Origin of the sequence: Cryobacterium sp. TMT2-14, assembly GCF_004402465.1 — a bacterium.
Classification (GTDB): domain Bacteria; phylum Actinomycetota; class Actinomycetes; order Actinomycetales; family Microbacteriaceae; genus Cryobacterium; species Cryobacterium sandaracinum.
On the sequence record NZ_SOFV01000022.1, the window covers coordinates 153,113 to 172,221 of the forward strand.

A 19,109-nucleotide genomic window follows, 5' to 3' on the forward strand; every position below is an offset into this window, starting at 1 on the left:
GATTCGCGCAAGGCCCCCGATTTCAACTAAACTCTCCCTCGGTACCGTGTCCGAGCGGCCGAAGGTGCAACTCTCGAAAAGTTGTGTGGGGGAGACTCCACCGTGGGTTCAAATCCCACCGGTACCGCCACAGAAAACCCTCTGCAGCCCTGTGTTTCACTGGGACTCAGGGGGTTTTTTCTCGCCGGGATTTCCCCAGCGGTAACGCAGCGGTAACGGAACATCTGTGAGCGGGTGTGAGCAAGTGCGAGTTGAGGCATGCGGTGGATGGTGACGCACGTGACTGCCGGGTGGCCCGCACCTTCCTGGCGACGATCTCCATGGTGCGCTGTGGCGGCTCGAGAGCAGTCGAATCGACGTCCTCGCATCGGTCACGGCGAGCCCGGTGCGCTGCCGGTGAGCGCGGGGGGATACGCGTCCTCGACACGCCCGACGTGTCTGGGAATAAGCTGTGTGGCCGCTATCTCCGAAATGCACACATACACATTCACCCTCGCCGGTACGTGTACGTGTACGTGTACGTGTCCGGAAGCGGTGCGACCCATACGAGACAAGGGGAGCGGGCACATCCAGCTTCAACGGTCGTACACATTCTCGCGGCGACAACTCAAGTTCAGGACCCCCCCGGGCGCGCACAGATTCAAGGGAGTTGGGAGGAGAGTGCACATCTGTACACATACTTATCGTGGGCGCGAGCAGAGTCGCTAGGACTGTCGATCCGGCGGTACAAACGGCAGACGCGGTCCGTCCACCCGAGATCCGCGTAAATCCGCGGAGGTTAAGGGAAATTCGCAGGGTTTTCGATTTTTCAAAAGCGGTACATCGCCGGTGCTTTTCCGGAGGGCTCGCGCCTGACGCACGACGACCGCCACGTCTGAACGCATGATGTGCTAACAAACTGCTCTTAAGGCAGGGAGCCGGAGCCACCGGAACTTAGTCGCACTATCAGAGGCGAGTGCCGTCGTTCTTGTTCCAATCTGGAGGCCACTCCTCGCGCGCAGCGTCCACCCACTCCGGTGACCTGTCTGGCCAACCTGTCGGCAGTGTGTCCCTTTGAACGTAGTAATGGCTTCGGTGCCCCGCGCCGCCCGTCCCCAGCACAGCTCCCCAGGAGTGCGGCGCCAGGCGCGCCATACTTGTCCTCGCTCGGCGGTCTCGACCACGAATCGAAGATCAAGTCCGCCAAAAAGCACTTCGCCGCGATCGGCATCGACGACTACGCAAAGTCGAGCCCGGAGAATTGGAATCTGTGATGCATATGCGCCGGCGTCGATCGATTTGAAGGGTGGTTCCCCGCTAGTTGTTTGCATAGTCATTGCCGGTTTGCTGCCCGAGTCACCAGAGACGGGCCTCCGCGAATTTCCCGGTTCTGATGTGCTCAAGACTCGTTGCCAGAATCAAACGTCGCCAGCGGAGCGCTACCGGGATTGAAGCTCAGGTTGGGCGATCCTCATGCCAATCTGGGTACACCCCAACTAGACGTCAGGTGACGGCATTCATCACCGTCAAGATAGGGTCAAATTCTTCTTGGTTGACAGCCTTTGATGCGGGGTCTTAGAGTTCAACCTGACAGAAGAGACAGGAGATTCCGTGACGGGCCAACGAGTTGGATATGTGCGAGTCAGCACCCTCGACCAGAACACCGTCCGCCAGCTTGATGGCGTCGATGTCGACCGGGTCTTTGAGGACAAGGCGTCGGGGAAGGATCTGAACCGGCCCGAACTCGAGGAGATGATCAAGTTCGTCAGAGATGGCGACACCGTTCTCGTGCACTCCATGGATCGCCTTGCCCGTAACCTGGACGATCTCCGCTCGATAGTGCGCCGGCTCACGGCGAAAAAGGTCCGAGTCGAGTTCGTGAAAGAGCAACTCTCCTTCACGGGCGACGATAACGCGATGGCGAACCTGCTCCTTAACGTCATGGGAGCCTTTGCTGAGTTCGAGCGGTCCTTGATCCGTGAACGTCAACGCGAGGGAATCGCACTGGCCAAGAAGCGTGGCGCCTACCGAGGCCGAGCCCCCTCACTCGACACGGCTCGCGCCGCCGAGCTGCGTGAGAAGGCCGCCGCCGGCGTGCCGAAAGCTGTTCTCGCTCGAGACTTTGGGATCAGCCGTGAAACCGTCTACGCCTACCTCCGCGCCGAGGTCAGTGTTAGCGCCGACCCAAAATAGGACCACAAGCGCCGGGCGCTTCAGTGCGTCACCCCCATGCGTTTCGAGACTGTCGAGCAGCGAGCGATGGTCGCGAAAAACACACCGGAGCGCGAATCTTGTCCGGGCGGGGCAAACGGGACGGACCGGTCCACAGGAGCGCTGGGTGTCATTTTCCGTACTCGTCTGCATAAATTTCCGCACTCGCGTGCACAGCTCATTCACGCCACCACGGGCTTGGCTCTGTGCCCATGAGAGTCCCCCTTACGGGCACCGAACGTCGGCGTCGAGCCCATGAGCCGAGGGGTGCAGTGCTTCCACTGGACCAGCATCCAGTTCATCGATGCACGGACGAGCCTGTCAGAGCACGCCATCGCGTGTAAATGTTCGCACCCAGCAAGATTGGTGTGAACCCAATTGATGGAATCGAGCAATACGGATATGAGCTCTGATAACGACGTAGTAGAGCGGTCGGCGCGTGACCCGGCCGTGTTCGCGACGCTGTACGACCGTCACGCGACGTCCGTTTACCGGTATGTCGCACAGCGGCTGGGCGACCATGCTGCGGACGATGTGATGGCGGAGACGTTCTTGGTGGCATTCGAGCGGAGGGCGGCCTACGACGTGACGGTAGTCGATGCTCGCCCGTGGTTGCTGGGTATTGCTACTCGACTGATGCGCAAGCATGTCCGCTTGGAGGCGACGGCGTGGAAGGGGATGACAGCGGACCTCGCGGCGCAGATCGCCCCCGACCTCATCGATCTGGCCGGCGCACGTATCGACGCTCACCGCCTCACGCAGCGGTTGGCGAAGGCGCTGCGGCGACTGTCGGAGATCGATCGCGACACCCTGCTGCTCTACGCGTGGGGCAACCTCGACTACGCGTCGATCGCCGCAGCGATGGATGTACCGGTCGGAACGGTGCGCTCACGACTGAATCGGGCACGGCGCCAACTGCGCCGCGCCGCAGGTATCGACACCCTTGAACAGGAGACGGACTATGGACGAACTGACACTGCTCCGCAACACGCGTGACGACTCGCGCGAGCCGAGCCCGACAGCGTTGGCTGCGGGGCGGGCTGCGCTTCTCGGCCACATCGCGGACGGCGACGCGACTCACGCGGTAGCGCAGCAGCAAAAGAAGCGGCTCTGGCTGCCGCGGCTGACCTGGGCTGCTGCCGGAGTGGCCGCCACAATGACGTGCGTCCTGGTGGCGGGTAACGTCAGTCTGAGCGCCCAGTCGGCCTACGCGAGTGACGTGCTGCGGTCCGCGGCCACCCAGACCATCCAATATGCAGATCTTGTGGCTGGTTCCGATCAGTTCCTGCGTTCCCGCACGCACGCACGCTGGGGAATCTGCGATAACAGTGGATGCGAGCCGAACGATCAGATCCTCGACGTGTATATGCCCGCTGATCCCGGTGCGGAATGGACCCTCTACCGCGATTGGGGCAGCATGCGGGGCGTGCTCACCAGCGAATCGATCGAGACAATCCGAGCGGTCGACGGGCAATTCTATGGCCCGGATTCTTCGTGGGTGAACGTCGACTACGCGGACATCCCCCTCGACGGCATCGCAGCGTATGAGTGGATCAACGCCCAGTACAACGGTGGATCGGCATCCCGCGACGAGGACAACTTCGTGCGCATCACGGACATCCTCCGGTCCGGTCTCGTTCCGGCGCCACAGCGCGCGGCTCTCCTCGATGCGCTCTCCCGTATTCCCGGAGTTTCGGCCACAGACAACGTTGCGAATCTCGACGGCGTGACAGGAATCGCGATCGGCCGGAACGAGATGCTCAGAGCAGGGCAACGCCAAGAAATCATCATCGATCCCGACACCGGACTTGTCACTGGTGAACGAGCCATGAGCGGCGCCACTGTCTTCGGGTGGGGACTCAACGAGGAGATGTCGCTGACTGCGATCGAGACCACCGTTGTGGACACAGCGCCATGAGCATTCCGATCCAGGAAGTCAACCCAGCTGCAGTCGATCTCCCGCCGACGTACTCTATCCCGGTCCCGCTTCCGTCGGCCCCGGAGACGACGACCACCCTGCGGCGTTGACCGCCGCCGGGGCAGGGCACTCGGAAGGCCCTAAGGCGCACAGCTTCCGGTCTCCAGTGCCCCAGCTTCTTGTCAACTGGCATGTAGAGGCCGCCGTTGGTGTAGGCCCTGCACGAAAAAAGACTCGCGGCTCGGCACCTTCACTCAACGACGGGCGAATGCGCTGACAGCCGCCTGACTCGCCGGAAGCCCATGACTGCAGTCACCGTCCCGTAGGCCGTTCCTCTTGCGGGGAACATCACGACAGTGGGCACTTCACTCTTGGGTTATAGGACGCTGACGCCCCGGAGCGTCGTGGGTGTACAACTCAGTGCGCCAAATAGCGATCAAAGAACGCCGCCACAGAGCGCAAAAAGTCACACTCAACCAGCGCCGACAACCAGGTAGATGCGCCAAATAGCGATCACATTTCGCCGCCACATAGCGCCGAAAGTCACAGATCTGCAAAGGCGACAAGAGAGAGTCGTGAGACACCTCATATCCCTAGGGTTACGAGTCGCTGTAGTTCTCCCGGACAGAAATAGTCGGTTCCAATGGCATTGCAGTTGTCCGCACTTTGTACCCAGTTCAGGGTGCACTTCTAGCGAGGCTGTAGGCGGTGGATATCGTGTGCCTTAGGTTCTTCGGTGTGTGGCATATGCCTGACATATCTCTTCGAGAACACTCAGAGCTGAGCTGATTCTGCTCTTGGTGAACTACCACAGAAACTGGGATTCAATGAACATCCGTAAGTTCAAGTGGGTCTACCCAGTGAATCGCCCATTCCTTAGGCGTGCTGCTGTGGTCTTCGACGTAGCTCTGACGCTGACGACCACTGGGTGCACGTCAGACGCGCAACGGACCGAACCAGCACCTTCGTCATTTGCATTCTCGGGAGTTACGCCACCAACGCCAGACCCGCTCTTGGCGTACGCCCAGAACCCACCAGTAATGGTGGCAATGGCTCGAGCGGAATCCGCTCTGACTCAAGAGTGCATGACGCAGTTTGGCTACGAATTCAAGCCCGAAATGGATTTTGACAAGTACGCCGAAAGTTTCCTGGTATCCGATGCGCGACTCTACGGCATTACGGACCCTGTGGTGGCAAAGGTGTACGGGTACTTGCCCGCGCCCGGCAATTCGGCCATTCCAAACGCCAATGCCGCGCTTGCGGGTCCCAACTTTGATCTTGTCCTGATCGGCGTCGACAATGGCGAGGCCCCGACTCCCGAGGTTCTGTCGAAATCGCCCGGTACGTTGGGGGGAATTGAAATTCCCGCTGGCGGATGCCTCGGCGATGCTCGGCTGAAAGTGACTGGGAATGTATCGGGCAACGCGCTCGATTCCGAAACTCTTGGCCAAGATCTTCACATTCAGGCGTGGCGAGCTGCGATGCAGGACGAGAAATTGGCTGCTGCGAAAGATGCGTGGGCCAGGTGCATGGCCAAAGGCGGTTATACCGGCATCGATCCGATCGGTGGCCCCGAGAAGTTAAGCGGACTCGGCGAGGACGGTACCATCAATCCCGCTTCTGATTCCGAAGTGAAGCAGGCATTGGTCGACATCGAGTGCAAACGCACTACCGACTGGGTGAAGACAGCCAATGCGGTGCATGTCGACTACGCGCTGCGCGCGATCAACGAGAATCAACTTGCTTTGGAAGATTCCAAGAATTTCTTCGACAACGCACTTGAGAACGCAAATGACGTTATCGCCAATGGCTAGGGCAGGTAGATACTCTCGCACCGAGAGTGTTGCTAGGCGAGACCGAGATCATCAGTGTCGGCAGCGCCCCACTAGAGGCAGAGACGAGTGACGTGACGTCGAAGTTTGCCGCGTTCCCCAAGCGCCACGACGTCAATGGCCTGGCCTGACGGCCCATTCGGGCAACCGCAAAGGCGTGGTGGAGGAGAACTACCACACCTGCGCGATTCGCGAATGACGCAAGAATCGTGCGTTCAGATGTGAGCCGCAAATACGCTGACGTGCCTCATAACCGAGGCGCGGCGAGTTCAGGTGGTGAGAGCAACACCCTGAGTTCTGTGGGGTGTTGTCGATGGCTCGACCGTGGTCGCCTTTGAGCGTCCGTTTGTCGTTTTGGGATGGGCTGGACGCGGGGCTATCGGTGGCCGTCGCGGCGCAGGCTGCTGGGGTGTCGCGACCGACTGGGTATCGTTGGTTAAGCCAGCATCAGAAGGTGCTGCCATCACCGGTTCAGGATTTCAGTGTTGCCCGTGCCGGACTCTTATCGTTGCGAGAGCGCGAAGAGATCGGATTCCAGCTCGCCCGCGGTCAAGGGGTGCGCCGCATCGCCGCGGCTCTGGGCCGGGCGCCATCAACGATCAGCCGGGAGGTGGCCAGAAACAAGGTCACTGGCCGCTACGTGCCGTCGCTCGCGCAGGAGCAAACCTGGGCGCGGGCTCGCCGGCCCAGAGCCCAGAAGCTGGACGGGTTAGCGTTACGGGAACAGGTCACCACGATGCTCACCGATCGGTTCAGCCCGGAACAAGTCGCGGGCCGACTGAAAGTCGAGCATCCGGAGAATCCGGAGATGCAGGTGTCACACGAGACGATCTACCAGGCCCTCTACGTGCAGGGCCGCGGATCGTTGCGCCTGGAAGTTGCCACCGCGTTGCGCTCAGGGCAAGTAACACGGCGGCCGCAGAGGCCGGAGGGTCCGCGGCCGCAGAGATTCCGGGAGATGGTGATGATCTCCGACCGCCCGCTGGAGATCGAGGACCGCGCCGTTCCTGGGCACTGGGAGGGCGACCTGATCATCGGCTCGACCTCGTCGAAGTCCGCGATCGGAACACTCGTCGAACGGACCACGGGATACGTGATGCTGCTGCATCTGCCCGGGGATCACACCGCTCGCACGGTGGCCGACGCGATGATCGTCGCGATGAACACTCTCCCGGAACAGCTGCGCCGTTCGACCACCTGGGATCAGGGAGCGGAGATGTCCCGACACCAGGAAATCACGATGGCGACCGGGATGCCGATCTATTTCTGCGATCCGCACTCGCCCTGGCAGCGTGGCAGCAACGAGAACACCAACGGGCTCCTGCGCGAGTACTTTCCGAAGGGTACCGACCTGTCCTTCCACGGGCCCGGGATACTGGAAAACGTTGCCGCGGAGCTCAACCGCCGGCCCCGCAAACGCCATGGCTACCGAACGCCCGCAGAAGTCCTCGCCACGCTAATCTCGAACCCAACAAATCAAACCGGTGTTGCAGACACCACTTGAATCCGCCTCTTGCGAGACAGGTAGGTTACGAGACACCACCCAAAGGACAGGTGTTCCGAAAGTAAGGCGCGTCTGCCCTTTTCAGTGCCTAGATCTTGCTTGTCTGGATACCCAAGAATCGGTGATAGGCGGCATGAACTTGAAGCCTTCGCGCATCATCCCGAGGCTCTAACTTGCTGGCTCGTGCCTCAGCTAGCTTGGTCTCACTTCCAACTTCGGGAAATTCGAAAACGTTGGCTGCCGTCTCGACTCCAAAGAACGACATGGACGTCAGCTTTTTGAGGACGACGTTCAGTCGTTCTTCAGCGAGGCCACCAGCAAGTAGCGCCTCTCGTCGCGAACCGGTACTCGCGATCGCCTCCGAGTCGATGAAGGCAAGCAGGGACTCCTCCATTTCCGGAATAGTCACTCCATTCTCAACGAGCAATGCTTCGTACGCGTATTGGGAGTAGACCGACTCCGCCTCCAGGAAATCCTCCTCTAGGACTCGGTCGTGGAGTCGGTCTACGGCCCGAGCCACAGCCGCATTGCAAAAAAAGACAATGTCTCGTGGGCGGGGAAGTGTGACCCGGAGAAGGTAGTCAGCTGTTGGTTCACCAGCGACTTCATTCGCAAAGTAGTCCTGCCACAGCTCCTGGGCTACGCCCGGTTTTGCTTCGCTTGTGAGGAATCTGGCCTCGACGACGGCCCGAAGTGTCTCGTGGTCCTTCCACGCAATTGTGGAGATAGGGAGTTTGTCGGGCTCGCGCGCCTCGGAGCGCAAATACGTGTAAATGTCGCTTCGAAGGAAAATCGCCACGGTGAGCTTGATCGTGTCGCGCCAATAGTCATGCCGTTCAAAATCCATAACGACTCGGCCACGTGCTGTTAGTAGACCGAGGATGAAACGCGCCATGACGCGGAAGTCGGCACCGCGTTCCCAACCCTTGTCGAGATTGTCGATGAAGACCGCGACGCGTTTCTTACCCTTGAGTACTGGTCCCAGTTGGGCGCGCAGCGCAGCAAGGGAGGAGGCGTGAAACGCCTCATTGATTAGGTTCCTATCAGTCTCACCGGAGTCAGGCATAGCCTGCATGAGGCCGGCAAGGGCTTGTTCCAAGCGCACAGATAGCTCCGCAGTCATGTCGTAGGGGAGGCCGTCTACGAAGTCCAGGAAGCCTTGCTCGTCAACCGAGAAGGGAACCGATTTATTTCTGGCTCTTAGGCGTAAGAGCAGCGCGGCGGCTACTTCAGTCTGAATGAGGAACTGCCACATTGAGTCGAAAAAATAATCGTGCTGAAGATCTGGCAGCTTCTGAACAGCGGCGAGGATGGCGGGAAACTCAAAACTCGGTGGCTTGATCAGAATGGCTAAGTTCGTTTTATTAGCCGAAACGTGCTCAAAAGCCTGGGACGCGTTCGCCGTTTTTCCAGTTCCTCGATGGCCGATAAAGATCGTGTCGCGTGCTGCCACGACATCGTGGTAACCGGATGTCTCTAGAAAATAGTCGGCGAGTTCGGCGCGCTCATTCTCCGCGACGTGTTCGCCGAATCGAATGCCTCCCAACTGACTCTGCAAACTTTTTCGGGGTGTACCCCAGGCAATGCCCTCGAAGGTCAAGTCACCGAGCCATTCTCGGGTGAGCTGGAGACATTCCTCGGCAGACGTATATCTACTCAGTTGAGTTTCGTAATCAAATGGCGCCGGATAATCGCCTTCGGCCACCATAAGCACAGGCGTGTCTAGACCTAGCCCGAGGCCGCCGACAAATGCGTGGCGGTTGTTATGGATGACCGATCTATTTCGGTCTGGCCCCGCAAAATGGATCAGCATTCCCGCTGCACTCGCGATGCGGGGTGCAAACCAAGTGATGGGGTTGAGGCTTGACTCGCTCGGGTCTGACACGACCACGTCTAGGCCGCGCCGCCGCCGTTCGTCTACTAAATTGCTCAACCGATTTGACGCTTCGAATGGCTCAAACGTGGAGCAGTAAAAGAGGCTGCGACGCTCGCGTGCATTCTCGGGAAGAACAGGCTCAATGATGTCGTCGTAGATCGCGGTCAAGGTTTGGACGGGATTCTGTCTGGCGAATTTGTCCAGGAGATGCTGGCTATTTCTGTAGGAGGTGTAGCCAACCTCTTTCAGGATGGCCAACTCCTCCCACAAACGCTGATGGGATCTAGAAGTGGAGTCGAGAACGAACCAGAGTGGTTTCCCGCGTCCTACGGCGTACCCGGCTTCGAAGAGAACGTTGGGATTCGGAAGCGTCAGGTCGAAGACCGCCATATCGCATTCGTCGATCGCTCTGAGCACCTGTTGGATCACCAGCTTGCCGTCCACTTCGAGATCCTGCCACGTCCGAGCATTCTCCCCAGCGGCTCGCAACCCCAACGCAGTGGCCCGCATGACCTCGGCCTGCGCTGTGGGATATTCGGGATACCCGAAGAAGATGTTGTCGCCCATGACTTGTGCCCCCAATGTTGATCTGACCGTAGCGCATGCATTCGGCGCCAGGTCCAGTCATCAAGGAGGTGCCGTCTCGTATCCCTAGGGTTTCGAGACAGTGGCTATGTCAATTACCGTGGCAAAGGCTTGACGCGCCGTATCAGGTGAGTGGTACAGTCAGCTGTATCAATCGAATGATACGGCCCAAGGAGTGGAAATGCTCACAGTGACGATAGCTCCAATTGTCGGGCTTGTCCTTGCCGTGTTGTGGGTCGGCCTTCGCCCCCCGAGAGGCGCGGCTGGCTCGCCACGGAAGGTACGCGGTTTCACTCTGGTCGGCGTCGGTATCGCACTTTCCGGTGCTCTGATCGTCGAGTTGAGCGGGAATAACGCTTACTCAGCAGTGACTTCTCCTTTGCCGCTGACTTGGGTGCCAGGCGATTGGCGGTACGTGGTTCCGCTCATCTCCGGTCTCGCGGGCGTTCTCGTGTTGATGCTGCCGTTGCTCGGCCGCGGGTCGAGAGGGTCTGCGCAGCTTGCGCGGCGGACTGCCTTCAGCTTCGCGGGAGGCAGGTGGCTCGTCTTCGCTGGCGTACTCATGGGGATAGTCGTCATACTCAGTGTTGCGGCCGGGTTTGCATCTAGCCCGGACGAGGTCGGCCGTTACCGCATGTTCGCGATGGATTCTGGTGCGGCTGAGATTCGTATCCTGATTTATGGCTGGTACTACTCACTCCCGAGCCTTATTGCCATTGCGCTGTTTGCTGGAGCCGCGGCATTCACGCTGAGTGTGATCGCTCATCCTCCGCTGGCTGCCGACACGCTCCACGACACCGCAATTCGGAGGGAACGAACGCGGAACGTGATGGGTGTCTTTGCCGGGGGTCTTCTCGTGCATCTCGGCGCTGTGCTGACCTTCCTTGCCTATACCGGGACAAGCAATGTCGGAGTATTTCAGGGCGAGGACATCATCCCGATCATCGCGCCGTTTGCTGCTTTTGGCCCGCTGCTCTGGATGCTAGGCGGGGCGGCATCTGTGCTCGGCTTCGCTTGCTGGTTCGAGATCGCGCTCAGCAGTGTGCGGCGTCCCGCGCGTCGACGAGTGAGCGTCTCCTGACATGGAGATCGAACTCCGGGGGTCGACGCCACCCGCTGATCAGATCCGCGAACAGATCAGTGGATTGATCGCGGCAGGGCGAATGGGCGCCAGCGAAAAGCTTCCTTCCGTGCGGCAACTCGCCCGTGACCTCGGCGTCGCACCAGGGACCGTTGCCAAGGCATATCGGGCGCTGGAAACGGATGGTTACGTTGAAGCACGTGCGGGTGGCAGCACACGCGTCAGCGCGAAAGCAAGCCCCACTCCTCGTCCCGTAATCGAAGCGGCTCGTCACCTGTCAGTCATCAGCACGTCTGAGGGTGTTTCCTTGGATGAAGCCATTCGCCTGCTGCGGGTGGTCTGGCCAAACTAGCAACTCCAGCGGCGCCCGGAGCTCGCAAACGATGCAAGCAGGGCCTGAGACGTGTGTCGTAACCTCCGTGTCTCAAAACCCATGGGATACAAGGCACTAACGCCTGCTCCGGAGCGACGTGGGCATATAGCTCAATGCGCCAAATAGTTATCACAGAACGCCGCCACAGAGCACCAACAGTCGCAGCCATCGCCCAACCCAAAATCCACGGCTTTTGCGGGACCTAGAATAAATGACTGGATAAGTGACATTTCTTCTTTTGTTGGAGGCGAAGACTCGTCTGTCACGCAATCGGACGTATAAATGACAGAGGCGAGCATGTTCGTCGAATGTATGCGCGTGCCAAGAGCCAACGGGTCGCAGGGCACTGACCTACAACGAGACGCGCTCCTGGCCGCCGGCGTCGCTGCAAGGTACCTCATGACAACTAGGCATCCGTCAAGAAGGATGACCGGCCGCACTTGGCGGCCTGCCTGAAGGCGCTGCGCTTAGGCGACACGTCCTGGTCTGGAAGCTTGAACGCCTCTGCCGAGTTGTCTCGAATGCATTAACGGGCCACTTCGGCCAGGGCCCCCCAATTCGGGACGATGCGCTTCAGGCTCAGCGGTAGAAACCAAGTTCGATCAGGAATTTTGGTGAAACCGTCCCTGCGCGCCTTGACCCCGTATGTTCAGGATGCTCTTTGTCTATTCACAGGGAGTTGCAATTCTGCTTGACTGCGTTTTACAGGGCGGAGCCGCTTTGGGGGTAGTTTGCGCACGCTGAGGGGGAACCATGGCCGGTATCCGGCGCGTCGTGAACACGACGCTTAGTGTTGTGCTCGCATCACTACTAGTTGTTGGAGTCGTGCAGCCGGTCAGTGCTCTTGGGTTCAAAGCGCTATCGGCGTCGGTGTCAGAGGAAACGCCCGATCCCTTGCTCCCCGATGAGTCTATGAAGCCGCAGCTGCCCACGAGCGAGGCGCCGCAGGTAGGCGATTTTTCGAATCCTCCGATGGACAGTAATCCGATCGCACCGGTGCCCGCTCCAGCTCCGGTGAGTCCGGAGGAAGCGCCGGACGTCACGGACTTCGACAAGTCGACCGCGAAGGTGCTTTCTGAGGGCGAGTTCGAGCGGACATATCAGGGTCCGGGCAACACGAAGATGACGGAGTTCTCCGACGTTCCCCTGAACGTGAAGGTCGGCGGCAAGTGGAAGCCGGTTTTGACGGACCTGTCCGGTCGTGGGCCCTTCGCATTGCTGGGCAAGGGCGGGGCAGAAGTTGCCCAGCACCCGTTGGCACCGGTATTTGCCGAGCGGGCTGACGAGTCCCCGTTGCTCAGCGTCACGCAGGACGGTCGAAAGGTGTCCTTCTCGCTGGTCGATGCGTCCAGTGGTTCGCTACAGCGGGATCAGTCGCCGTGGGCGGAGAGCAAGGACACGGTTACCTACCCGGAGGTGTTTCCGAACACTGACCTGATCTATGAGGTGCAGCCCTCTGGAGTGAAGGAGCTTTTCGAGCTGTCCAAGAAACCAGGGAAGTCGGGACGGGTGTCCTGGCAATGGCGGATCGACACCGGTGGCCTGCAGCTTCAGGTTGACGAGAAGACCGGCGACATTCTGTTCACCGACGAGAGTGGCGCCGCCCAGCTGACCGTCCCGCGCCCGATCGCCTGGGACTCTGCGGGAATCAAGGGCGATCGCGCGAACACTCAGGGCGACGTCGCCGTCAAGGCCGTCAAGGACGGCAATACGTGGTTGTTGACCTTGTTCGTCGAACGCGACTGGCTCAACGACAAGGACCGGGCGTACCCGGTGTTCGTGGACCCGGACCTGTATCAGAACGCGAGCGAGACGCACGCGTACAAGACCAACGGGCAATACAACCACAACCTCGGCATCCAAGTCGGCAATACCAACTCAAACGGCACGTGGCGCACGATGGCGCTTTTCAATTGGGGTTCCATCGCCGGCAAGCAGGTGTTGGACGCGCAGATCGCCCTCGGATCTCAGTCGTCTGACAGCACGACGACCGCCCGTACCGGTGCCCTGTGGCAGTCGAACAACTTCAATTACAACAACCTCGGTGCCCACCTCGGTACCGTGAATTACACGAACGGCGGCGGCAACGTCGACAACGACACGTTCACGCAGGCGATGGCGTCATGGACCGCTGGCGGCAGCACGTCGATGTGGTTGACGTTCACGGGCGAAGAGATCAACGGCTACACCTATAAGCAATACAAGGCGTACCAAATGTACGTGTGGTGGAAGGATTTCCCCACGCCGGGGACGGCCGTAGCGCCCTCGCCGAGCAATGGTGCCGTCAACGTCGGGTTGACGCCGACAGTGAAACTGGGCGGATACACGGCGGCGTCGGGGACGTCGCTCTCGTTCTGGTTTAAGGTCAGTGAGAACCCTAACCCTGACGTGTCGCCTGTCTGGTCGTCCGGATATCAGGGTTCGGACACGCTTCAAGTCCCGGCCACCGTGTTGCTTCCGGGGCATAAGTACTACTGGAAGGGGTATGTCACCGATAACTATTCCGGGTGGTGGGGCGCGTCCTCTGAACGAGGCTCTGCGACGTGGAGCTTCACCGCCAACGCGCCGCCACTTGCAGACAAAGGGACCACTTCCCCCCCCAACAAGGGCGTTCTGGTTTCCACCGAGCCGACCCTATCGGTGAAGGCGCCAGCGAATCCCGAGAACCGGACCTTGAGGTACTGGTTCCGTGTAGCAACTGGGTCGGATTCCAAGCTGGGCGGGGTTCTGAACTCAGGCTGGCTGACTGTGCCCACGTGGACTGTACCAGCGGAGTCCCTTCAAGATGGCACCACCTACTCGTGGACCGTGGTGACGCGAGACCAGTACTCCGAGTCGGGCACCCCATGGGTGAATACATTCACTGTGAACAAGAGACTCGGCGCTGGCGGGCCTTCACCGTCGGATGCGGCTGGCCCAGTGAACGTGAACCTCGCCTCCGGAAACGTGTCCCTCAGTTTCTCGTCGCCGACCGTGACCACCGTCGGCGGGGCAATGGGCGTCGCGTTCAACTACAACTCTCAGTCGACATCGAACCGAGGACTGACCGGAGAATACTTCGACGCCGCCCCAGTCGTCGGACAGCCGCAAACCTGGAACATCGGCTCCGCAAAAAGGGTCATGGTCCGCACCGACCCCTGGGTCTCCTTCGACTGGGGTACGGGATCTCCCGGCGACGGAGTCCCCGTCGACGTGTTCGAGGCCCGCTGGACCGGTTACGTGAAACCTCCCTCCGGCAACTACACCTTCGGTGTGAAGCGTGACGATGGCGCCCGCCTCTACATCGACGGAACGACGATGCTGGACCAGTGGACCAACACTTCTCCAGTCGACGTCCAGTGGGGTGCCTCGAAGACCTTCACCGGAGCAGCAGTCCCCATACGGCTGGAATACTTCGAAAACGGCGGCGCCGCCAATATCGGGCTGTGGGCGAAATTGACCTCCGGTGGTACGCCGTTTCTGGTCCCGGCGGAGTGGTTCACCAAACAACAGCAGATCCTTCCCGATGGGTGGGCGACCTCGACCATCCTCGCAGGAGATCAAGGAACCTACACCCGCGCCAGAATCGAGGAAGGCTCCATCGCCGTCACCGATGCGGCCGGCGGCACCCACTCATACATCCGAACTTCCACCGGAGGCTACACACCGCCAGCGGGGGAATCAGGTGTGATCTCGGTAGGGCTGGACAACAAAGTCACCCTCACTGATGGGAGCGGGGTCATTCACGTGTTCCGGACAGACGGAGCCATTGAACAGACACTGTCGCCTCTGGACGTGAACAAACCCGCCGCGCCGGGCGTGGAATACAGCGAGGGCCGGGTCAAACGTACCTTCGATAGGCTAGCCGGAGCCGGTCCCGCCCGGGACATCTGGTACTTCTATGGCGGGGACACGGTAGCCGGACCACTGACTAGCGCCGACTCGGACATATCTAACACCGCGTGCCCGCCCATGCCGGGCGCGGCCGCAACTCCACAGGGGATGTTGTGCCGGATCGTCTACCCCGGGCACAAACCGGGAGACCCGGACACCACACGGTTGCTCTACAACTCATACAGCGAGCTCACCGGCATCGTGGATCCAGGTGCCGAGGAAACATCATTCACATACGACTCCGCCCGACTCCTCAACGGCGTCCGCGACCCGCTGCAAACCGACTGGGCGCGCGTCCCCGGACGAACGGCATCAGACCAGAACCGCACCACGATCACTTATGACAGCGACAAGAACTCGCCACGAGCGACGAAGGTCACCCTCGCCGCACCCGACGGGATAACCACCGCAGACCAGCCTTGGCACCAGTACACATACAACCTGACCACCCGCACCTCGACCGTCGACGCTGCGGGACAGGGCGCGTGGGGCGCCCCTCCCACTGGGCATGTTCGCACGGTCACCTACGACGACGCGTGGCGGACGCTCGCTGACACCACGCCATCTGGACTGACCGGGACGACCGAGTGGAACTCCAAAGATCAGGTTCTCTCCAACACTGACCCGCTTGGCCGAAAAGCGACGACCCTCTATGACAGCCTGAACCGGCCCACCGACACGTACGGGCCGGCACCAACCGCGTGCTTCGGCGGTGACCGCAAACCCGCCGCCGGCTGCGCGATCACACCCGCTCACTCAGCGACCCGTTACGACGAGGGAATGGCCGGACTGTCCGCTGCCTGGTACGACAACGCCTCCCTCGCCGGGGTCCCGAAAGCATTCAGCCTGGGCATTGGCCTTAGCGACGGTTCAGTCGCTAAGGCCTGGGGCACGGCGGCGCCGACCACCGGGATCCCAGCCGACAACTGGTCGCTGCGGTTGACTGGCACGATCACGTTTCCGGCTGCGGGTACATACACTTTCCGAACCCGCTCCGACGACGGCGCCCAGATGTGGATCGACGACACCCTCAAGATCGACCAATGGGTGGCTCAAGCGCCCACATATTCCCCACCGGCCACCTTCACGGCCAGCTCCGCCAACCAGATCACACGGATCCGAATCCAGTACTCCGAACTGACTGGTGCAGCCTCCCTGGGGCTCTATTGGACCAAGCCTGGCGGAACTACACCTGAAGAGATCGTCCCCGGTGCTCAACTCGCGCCGGCGTACAACCTCGCCACGTCAGGCACAACCGACGACTCCATCGCCGCAGGTGCCCCCGCAGGCGTGACGAATCAGAACGTCCCCAGTATCAAGACCGCCACCGGCTACAGCAGCCCATGGCTCGGGCTGGCGACCACGACCACAATCGACCCGGCCGCGCTAAACCTTCGAACAGCCACCAGCTACGACGACTATCAGCGCCGCACTTCTCGGATGCTGCCTGCCGGTGTCGCTGCGGGGTCCAGTGTCGCAGCTGCCGGATCCCAGAGCGCCTACTACGCCGCAACGGACACAGTAGGGAGTGTGTGGTCCACCAGCAGCGCGATCTGTGGGGTGCCGGCATCGGCCCTGCAATACGGTGCGCTGAAGCAGACCACGTCGGCTCCGTCAGCCGACGGCAGTCGGATAACGACGCAGTTCGTGTACGACTTGTTGGGGCGCGCGACCGGAACCAAACGCAGCGGCGACCCGGCGTGGACATGCGCCACGTACGATGCTCGCGGACGTCTCGCATCCACTGTCTTGCCCGACTACAACGGCGTTGCGGGGCGCACCGTCACCAACAACTACGCCGCCGCTAACGGCGACCTCACCGCCGACCCGCTGACCAGCACCGTCACCGACCCCGCCGGCACGATCACGGCCACGATCGACCTCCTCGGCCGCGTACTCCGGTCGACGGACGTGTGGGGCGTGGTGACCACCGCGACCTATAACCTCCTCGGGCAGGCAACCACCTCCCAAACGACGGTACCCGGGAAGGCCCCATCGGCAACGGCACTGACCTACAACCTCAACGGCCAGGTAGAAACCATCACCGTAGACGGCACCTTGCTCGCCGACCCCGTCTACGACAATTCCGCCCAACTCTCCACCGTCGCCCTGGCTAACGGCACCAGCTTGTCTGCGATCGAGCGTGCCGCCACCGGTTCGCTCACCGCCCAGACCTGGTCCTTCCCGGGGCAGGATGGTTACACCGACCGGGTCTATCGCTCACAATCCGGACGAATCGTCGCCGATACGACCACCGACGGCACCGTGAATGCTAGTTCCACGTACGCGTTCGACGGCGCCGGAAGGCTTGTGACGGCGACGATCCCTCAACAGACGTTGACCTACCAATACGCGAACACGGGCTCCTGCGGTCTCAACGCCGGCGCTGGGCTGAACGGTAACCGCACAAGCAGCACGGACCAGACAGCGACCGGCACCCAGACCACCACGTCCTGCTACGACCAAGCCGATCGGCTCACGTCCAGCGGCGTCATCGGACCGGTCGCCAACCTGAACCCCGTCGCAGCGGGGATCGCACCGAGTGGCATCAGCTACGACTCCCACGGCAACACCACCAAACTCGTCGACCAAACCCTCGCGTATGACATCACCGACAGGCACGCACGCACGACGCTGGCTGATGGCACTGTCATTGCGTACACCCGCGACGTGAGCGGCCAAATCGTCCAGCGCACCGAAACACCTGCCAGCGGCCCGGCCAAGACGATCCGCTTCGCCAACACCCCCAGCGGGGCCAGCATCGTCCTCGACGGGGCCGGCGCCGTGGTGCAAACCACACGGTCGCTACCCGGTGGCGCCAGCGTCAGCACCCGCGCGGATAGCAGCCAGCTATGGTCCTACCCCAACATCCACGGGGACATCGCCGTGACCGCCAATGCGACCGGAACCCGCACCGGCGCATACCGCTACGACCCGTTCGGACAGACGATCGACCCCACCACCGGACAGATCGGCACCACGACGGCAGATGACGCACTGCCCGATACTCTCCCCGGCACCGACGCTGACCAGGGGTGGGTCGGCGGTGCCGGCAAACTCACCGAGCACACGGGCACGATCGCCACCATCGAGATGGGCGCGAGGCAGTACGTCTCGGCCTTGGGCCGTTTCCTTTCGGTCGACCCCGTCGAGGGAGGCGTAACCAATTCCTACGACTACCCGGCAGACCCGATCAACATGTTCGACCTGAGCGGGGAACGAGCAGATTGTGGAACGACTGCTTGCAACAACGCTCACTACTCCAAGCCTGGGGTCAACCAACAGACAGGTGCGGTCACCTCGACACGAGCCGTCCCGTCCCGCGGTCATAACACACCATCAATTCAGCCTAAGAAGAAGGCCTCTGAAGGTTGGCAAAATGCCAGCGCCTGGCTGTCAGTCATAAGCGTCGTGGCGCTAGCTGTGGCCTTGGTCCCGATTCCCGGCTTCAACGCTGTTGCCCTGGCTGTGTCCGCGGCCACGAGCCTTGCCTCTACCGGAATTGACTGCTTCATAACCGGCGACACGACAGGCTGTGCGATCGGCGGAGCCACGTTATTTTTGGGGGGCGCCGGCAAACTAACAGGAATAGTCGCAAAGCGTGTGACGGGCACGCGCATGGCAGGCAGGGGGGTTGTCCGATACATAGGTGCGCTTGAGACAATGAGTGGTGTACTCGGATCGGTCAACTCGGCCGGTGGGGCATATGGCAGGTGGTCGCAATGAGTGAATCCGTTGAGTATCGTGTTCGGGCGAGGGTTGCGGGAATGTCCATGTGGTGCTTGGCCCTCAGCGCAGTATTTTTCGCTGCTACAGCGCTTGTGGGAGGTATTTCCGGTTCAGTGATGATCCTGGTCTCAGGTGTGCTTTTTGAGAA

9 protein-coding genes and 1 tRNA gene are annotated in these 19,109 nt (G+C 60.9%); 9 read left to right on the forward strand and 1 reads right to left on the reverse strand.

Annotated features, from left to right (window positions below; translation table 11 throughout):
* Positions 1-40: 40 nt before the first annotated feature.
* From E3O28_RS08785 to E3O28_RS08810, 6 genes are all read left to right on the forward strand, one after another.
* A tRNA-Ser gene (locus tag E3O28_RS08785) sits at positions 41-130 on the forward strand.
* A 1,460-nt stretch (positions 131-1,590) separates the two neighbouring features.
* Positions 1,591-2,172 (forward strand): recombinase family protein, encoded by a 582-nt coding sequence (locus E3O28_RS08790; RefSeq protein WP_134415628.1) that lies wholly within the window; start codon positions 1,591-1,593, stop codon positions 2,170-2,172.
* A 420-nt stretch (positions 2,173-2,592) separates the two neighbouring features.
* The gene (locus tag E3O28_RS08795; protein ID WP_134415629.1) at positions 2,593-3,186 is read left to right on the forward strand and encodes a sigma-70 family RNA polymerase sigma factor; all 594 of its coding nucleotides are present in this window, start codon (positions 2,593-2,595) and stop codon (positions 3,184-3,186) included.
* Positions 3,152-4,108, forward strand: coding sequence for a hypothetical protein (locus E3O28_RS08800; protein ID WP_134415630.1), 957 nt, complete (start codon positions 3,152-3,154; stop codon positions 4,106-4,108). Before E3O28_RS08795 ends, E3O28_RS08800 begins: the two co-directional genes overlap by 35 nt.
* 1,085 nt (positions 4,109-5,193) lie before the next feature.
* A complete protein-coding gene (locus E3O28_RS08805) occupies positions 5,194-5,922 on the forward strand; it encodes a hypothetical protein (protein ID WP_134415631.1) in 729 nt (242 codons plus the stop codon).
* A gap of 526 nt (positions 5,923-6,448) precedes the next feature.
* On the forward strand, positions 6,449-7,444 hold the full coding sequence (locus E3O28_RS08810) for an IS30 family transposase (protein ID WP_347232376.1): 996 nt from the start codon (positions 6,449-6,451) through the stop codon (positions 7,442-7,444).
* Positions 7,445-7,532: 88 nt separating this feature from the next.
* On the opposite strand, the gene E3O28_RS08815 is transcribed toward E3O28_RS08810, so the two are convergent.
* Complete coding sequence (locus tag E3O28_RS08815; RefSeq protein ID WP_134415632.1) at positions 7,533-9,887, reverse strand: hypothetical protein; 2,355 nt, start codon at positions 9,885-9,887, stop codon at positions 7,533-7,535.
* A 199-nt stretch (positions 9,888-10,086) separates the two neighbouring features.
* Between E3O28_RS08815 and E3O28_RS08820 the strand changes: the two genes are divergently transcribed.
* From E3O28_RS08820 to E3O28_RS08830, 3 genes are all read left to right on the forward strand, one after another.
* Entirely contained in the window at positions 10,087-10,986 is a 900-nt protein-coding gene (locus E3O28_RS08820; protein WP_134415633.1) for a hypothetical protein, read from the forward strand.
* A 1-nt stretch (position 10,987) separates the two neighbouring features.
* Positions 10,988-11,338: a GntR family transcriptional regulator gene (locus tag E3O28_RS08825; RefSeq protein ID WP_134415634.1), complete on the forward strand. Its 351-nt coding sequence runs from the start codon at positions 10,988-10,990 to the stop codon at positions 11,336-11,338.
* Positions 11,339-12,331: 993 nt separating this feature from the next.
* Positions 12,332-18,958, forward strand: a complete 6,627-nt coding sequence (locus E3O28_RS08830) for a PA14 domain-containing protein (RefSeq protein ID WP_166784776.1) — start codon at positions 12,332-12,334, stop codon at positions 18,956-18,958.
* The last annotated feature ends 151 nt before the right edge of the window (positions 18,959-19,109 follow it).

What these genes read in the sequence shown, in the direction of transcription:
- E3O28_RS08795 (WP_134415629.1), top strand. Translation starts at nt 2,593, where the DNA reads ATGAGCTCTGATAACGACGTAGTAGAGCGGTCGGCGCGTGACCCGGCC.
- E3O28_RS08800 (WP_134415630.1), top strand. Translation starts at nt 3,152, where the DNA reads ATGGACGAACTGACACTGCTCCGCAACACGCGTGACGACTCGCGCGAG.
- E3O28_RS08805 (WP_134415631.1), top strand. Translation starts at nt 5,194, where the DNA reads ATGACGCAGTTTGGCTACGAATTCAAGCCCGAAATGGATTTTGACAAG.
- E3O28_RS08815 (WP_134415632.1), bottom strand. Translation starts at nt 9,887, where the DNA reads ATGGGCGACAACATCTTCTTCGGGTATCCCGAATATCCCACAGCGCAG.
- E3O28_RS08820 (WP_134415633.1), top strand. Translation starts at nt 10,087, where the DNA reads ATGCTCACAGTGACGATAGCTCCAATTGTCGGGCTTGTCCTTGCCGTG.
- E3O28_RS08825 (WP_134415634.1), top strand. Translation starts at nt 10,988, where the DNA reads ATGGAGATCGAACTCCGGGGGTCGACGCCACCCGCTGATCAGATCCGC.
- E3O28_RS08830 (WP_166784776.1), top strand. Translation starts at nt 12,332, where the DNA reads ATGGACAGTAATCCGATCGCACCGGTGCCCGCTCCAGCTCCGGTGAGT.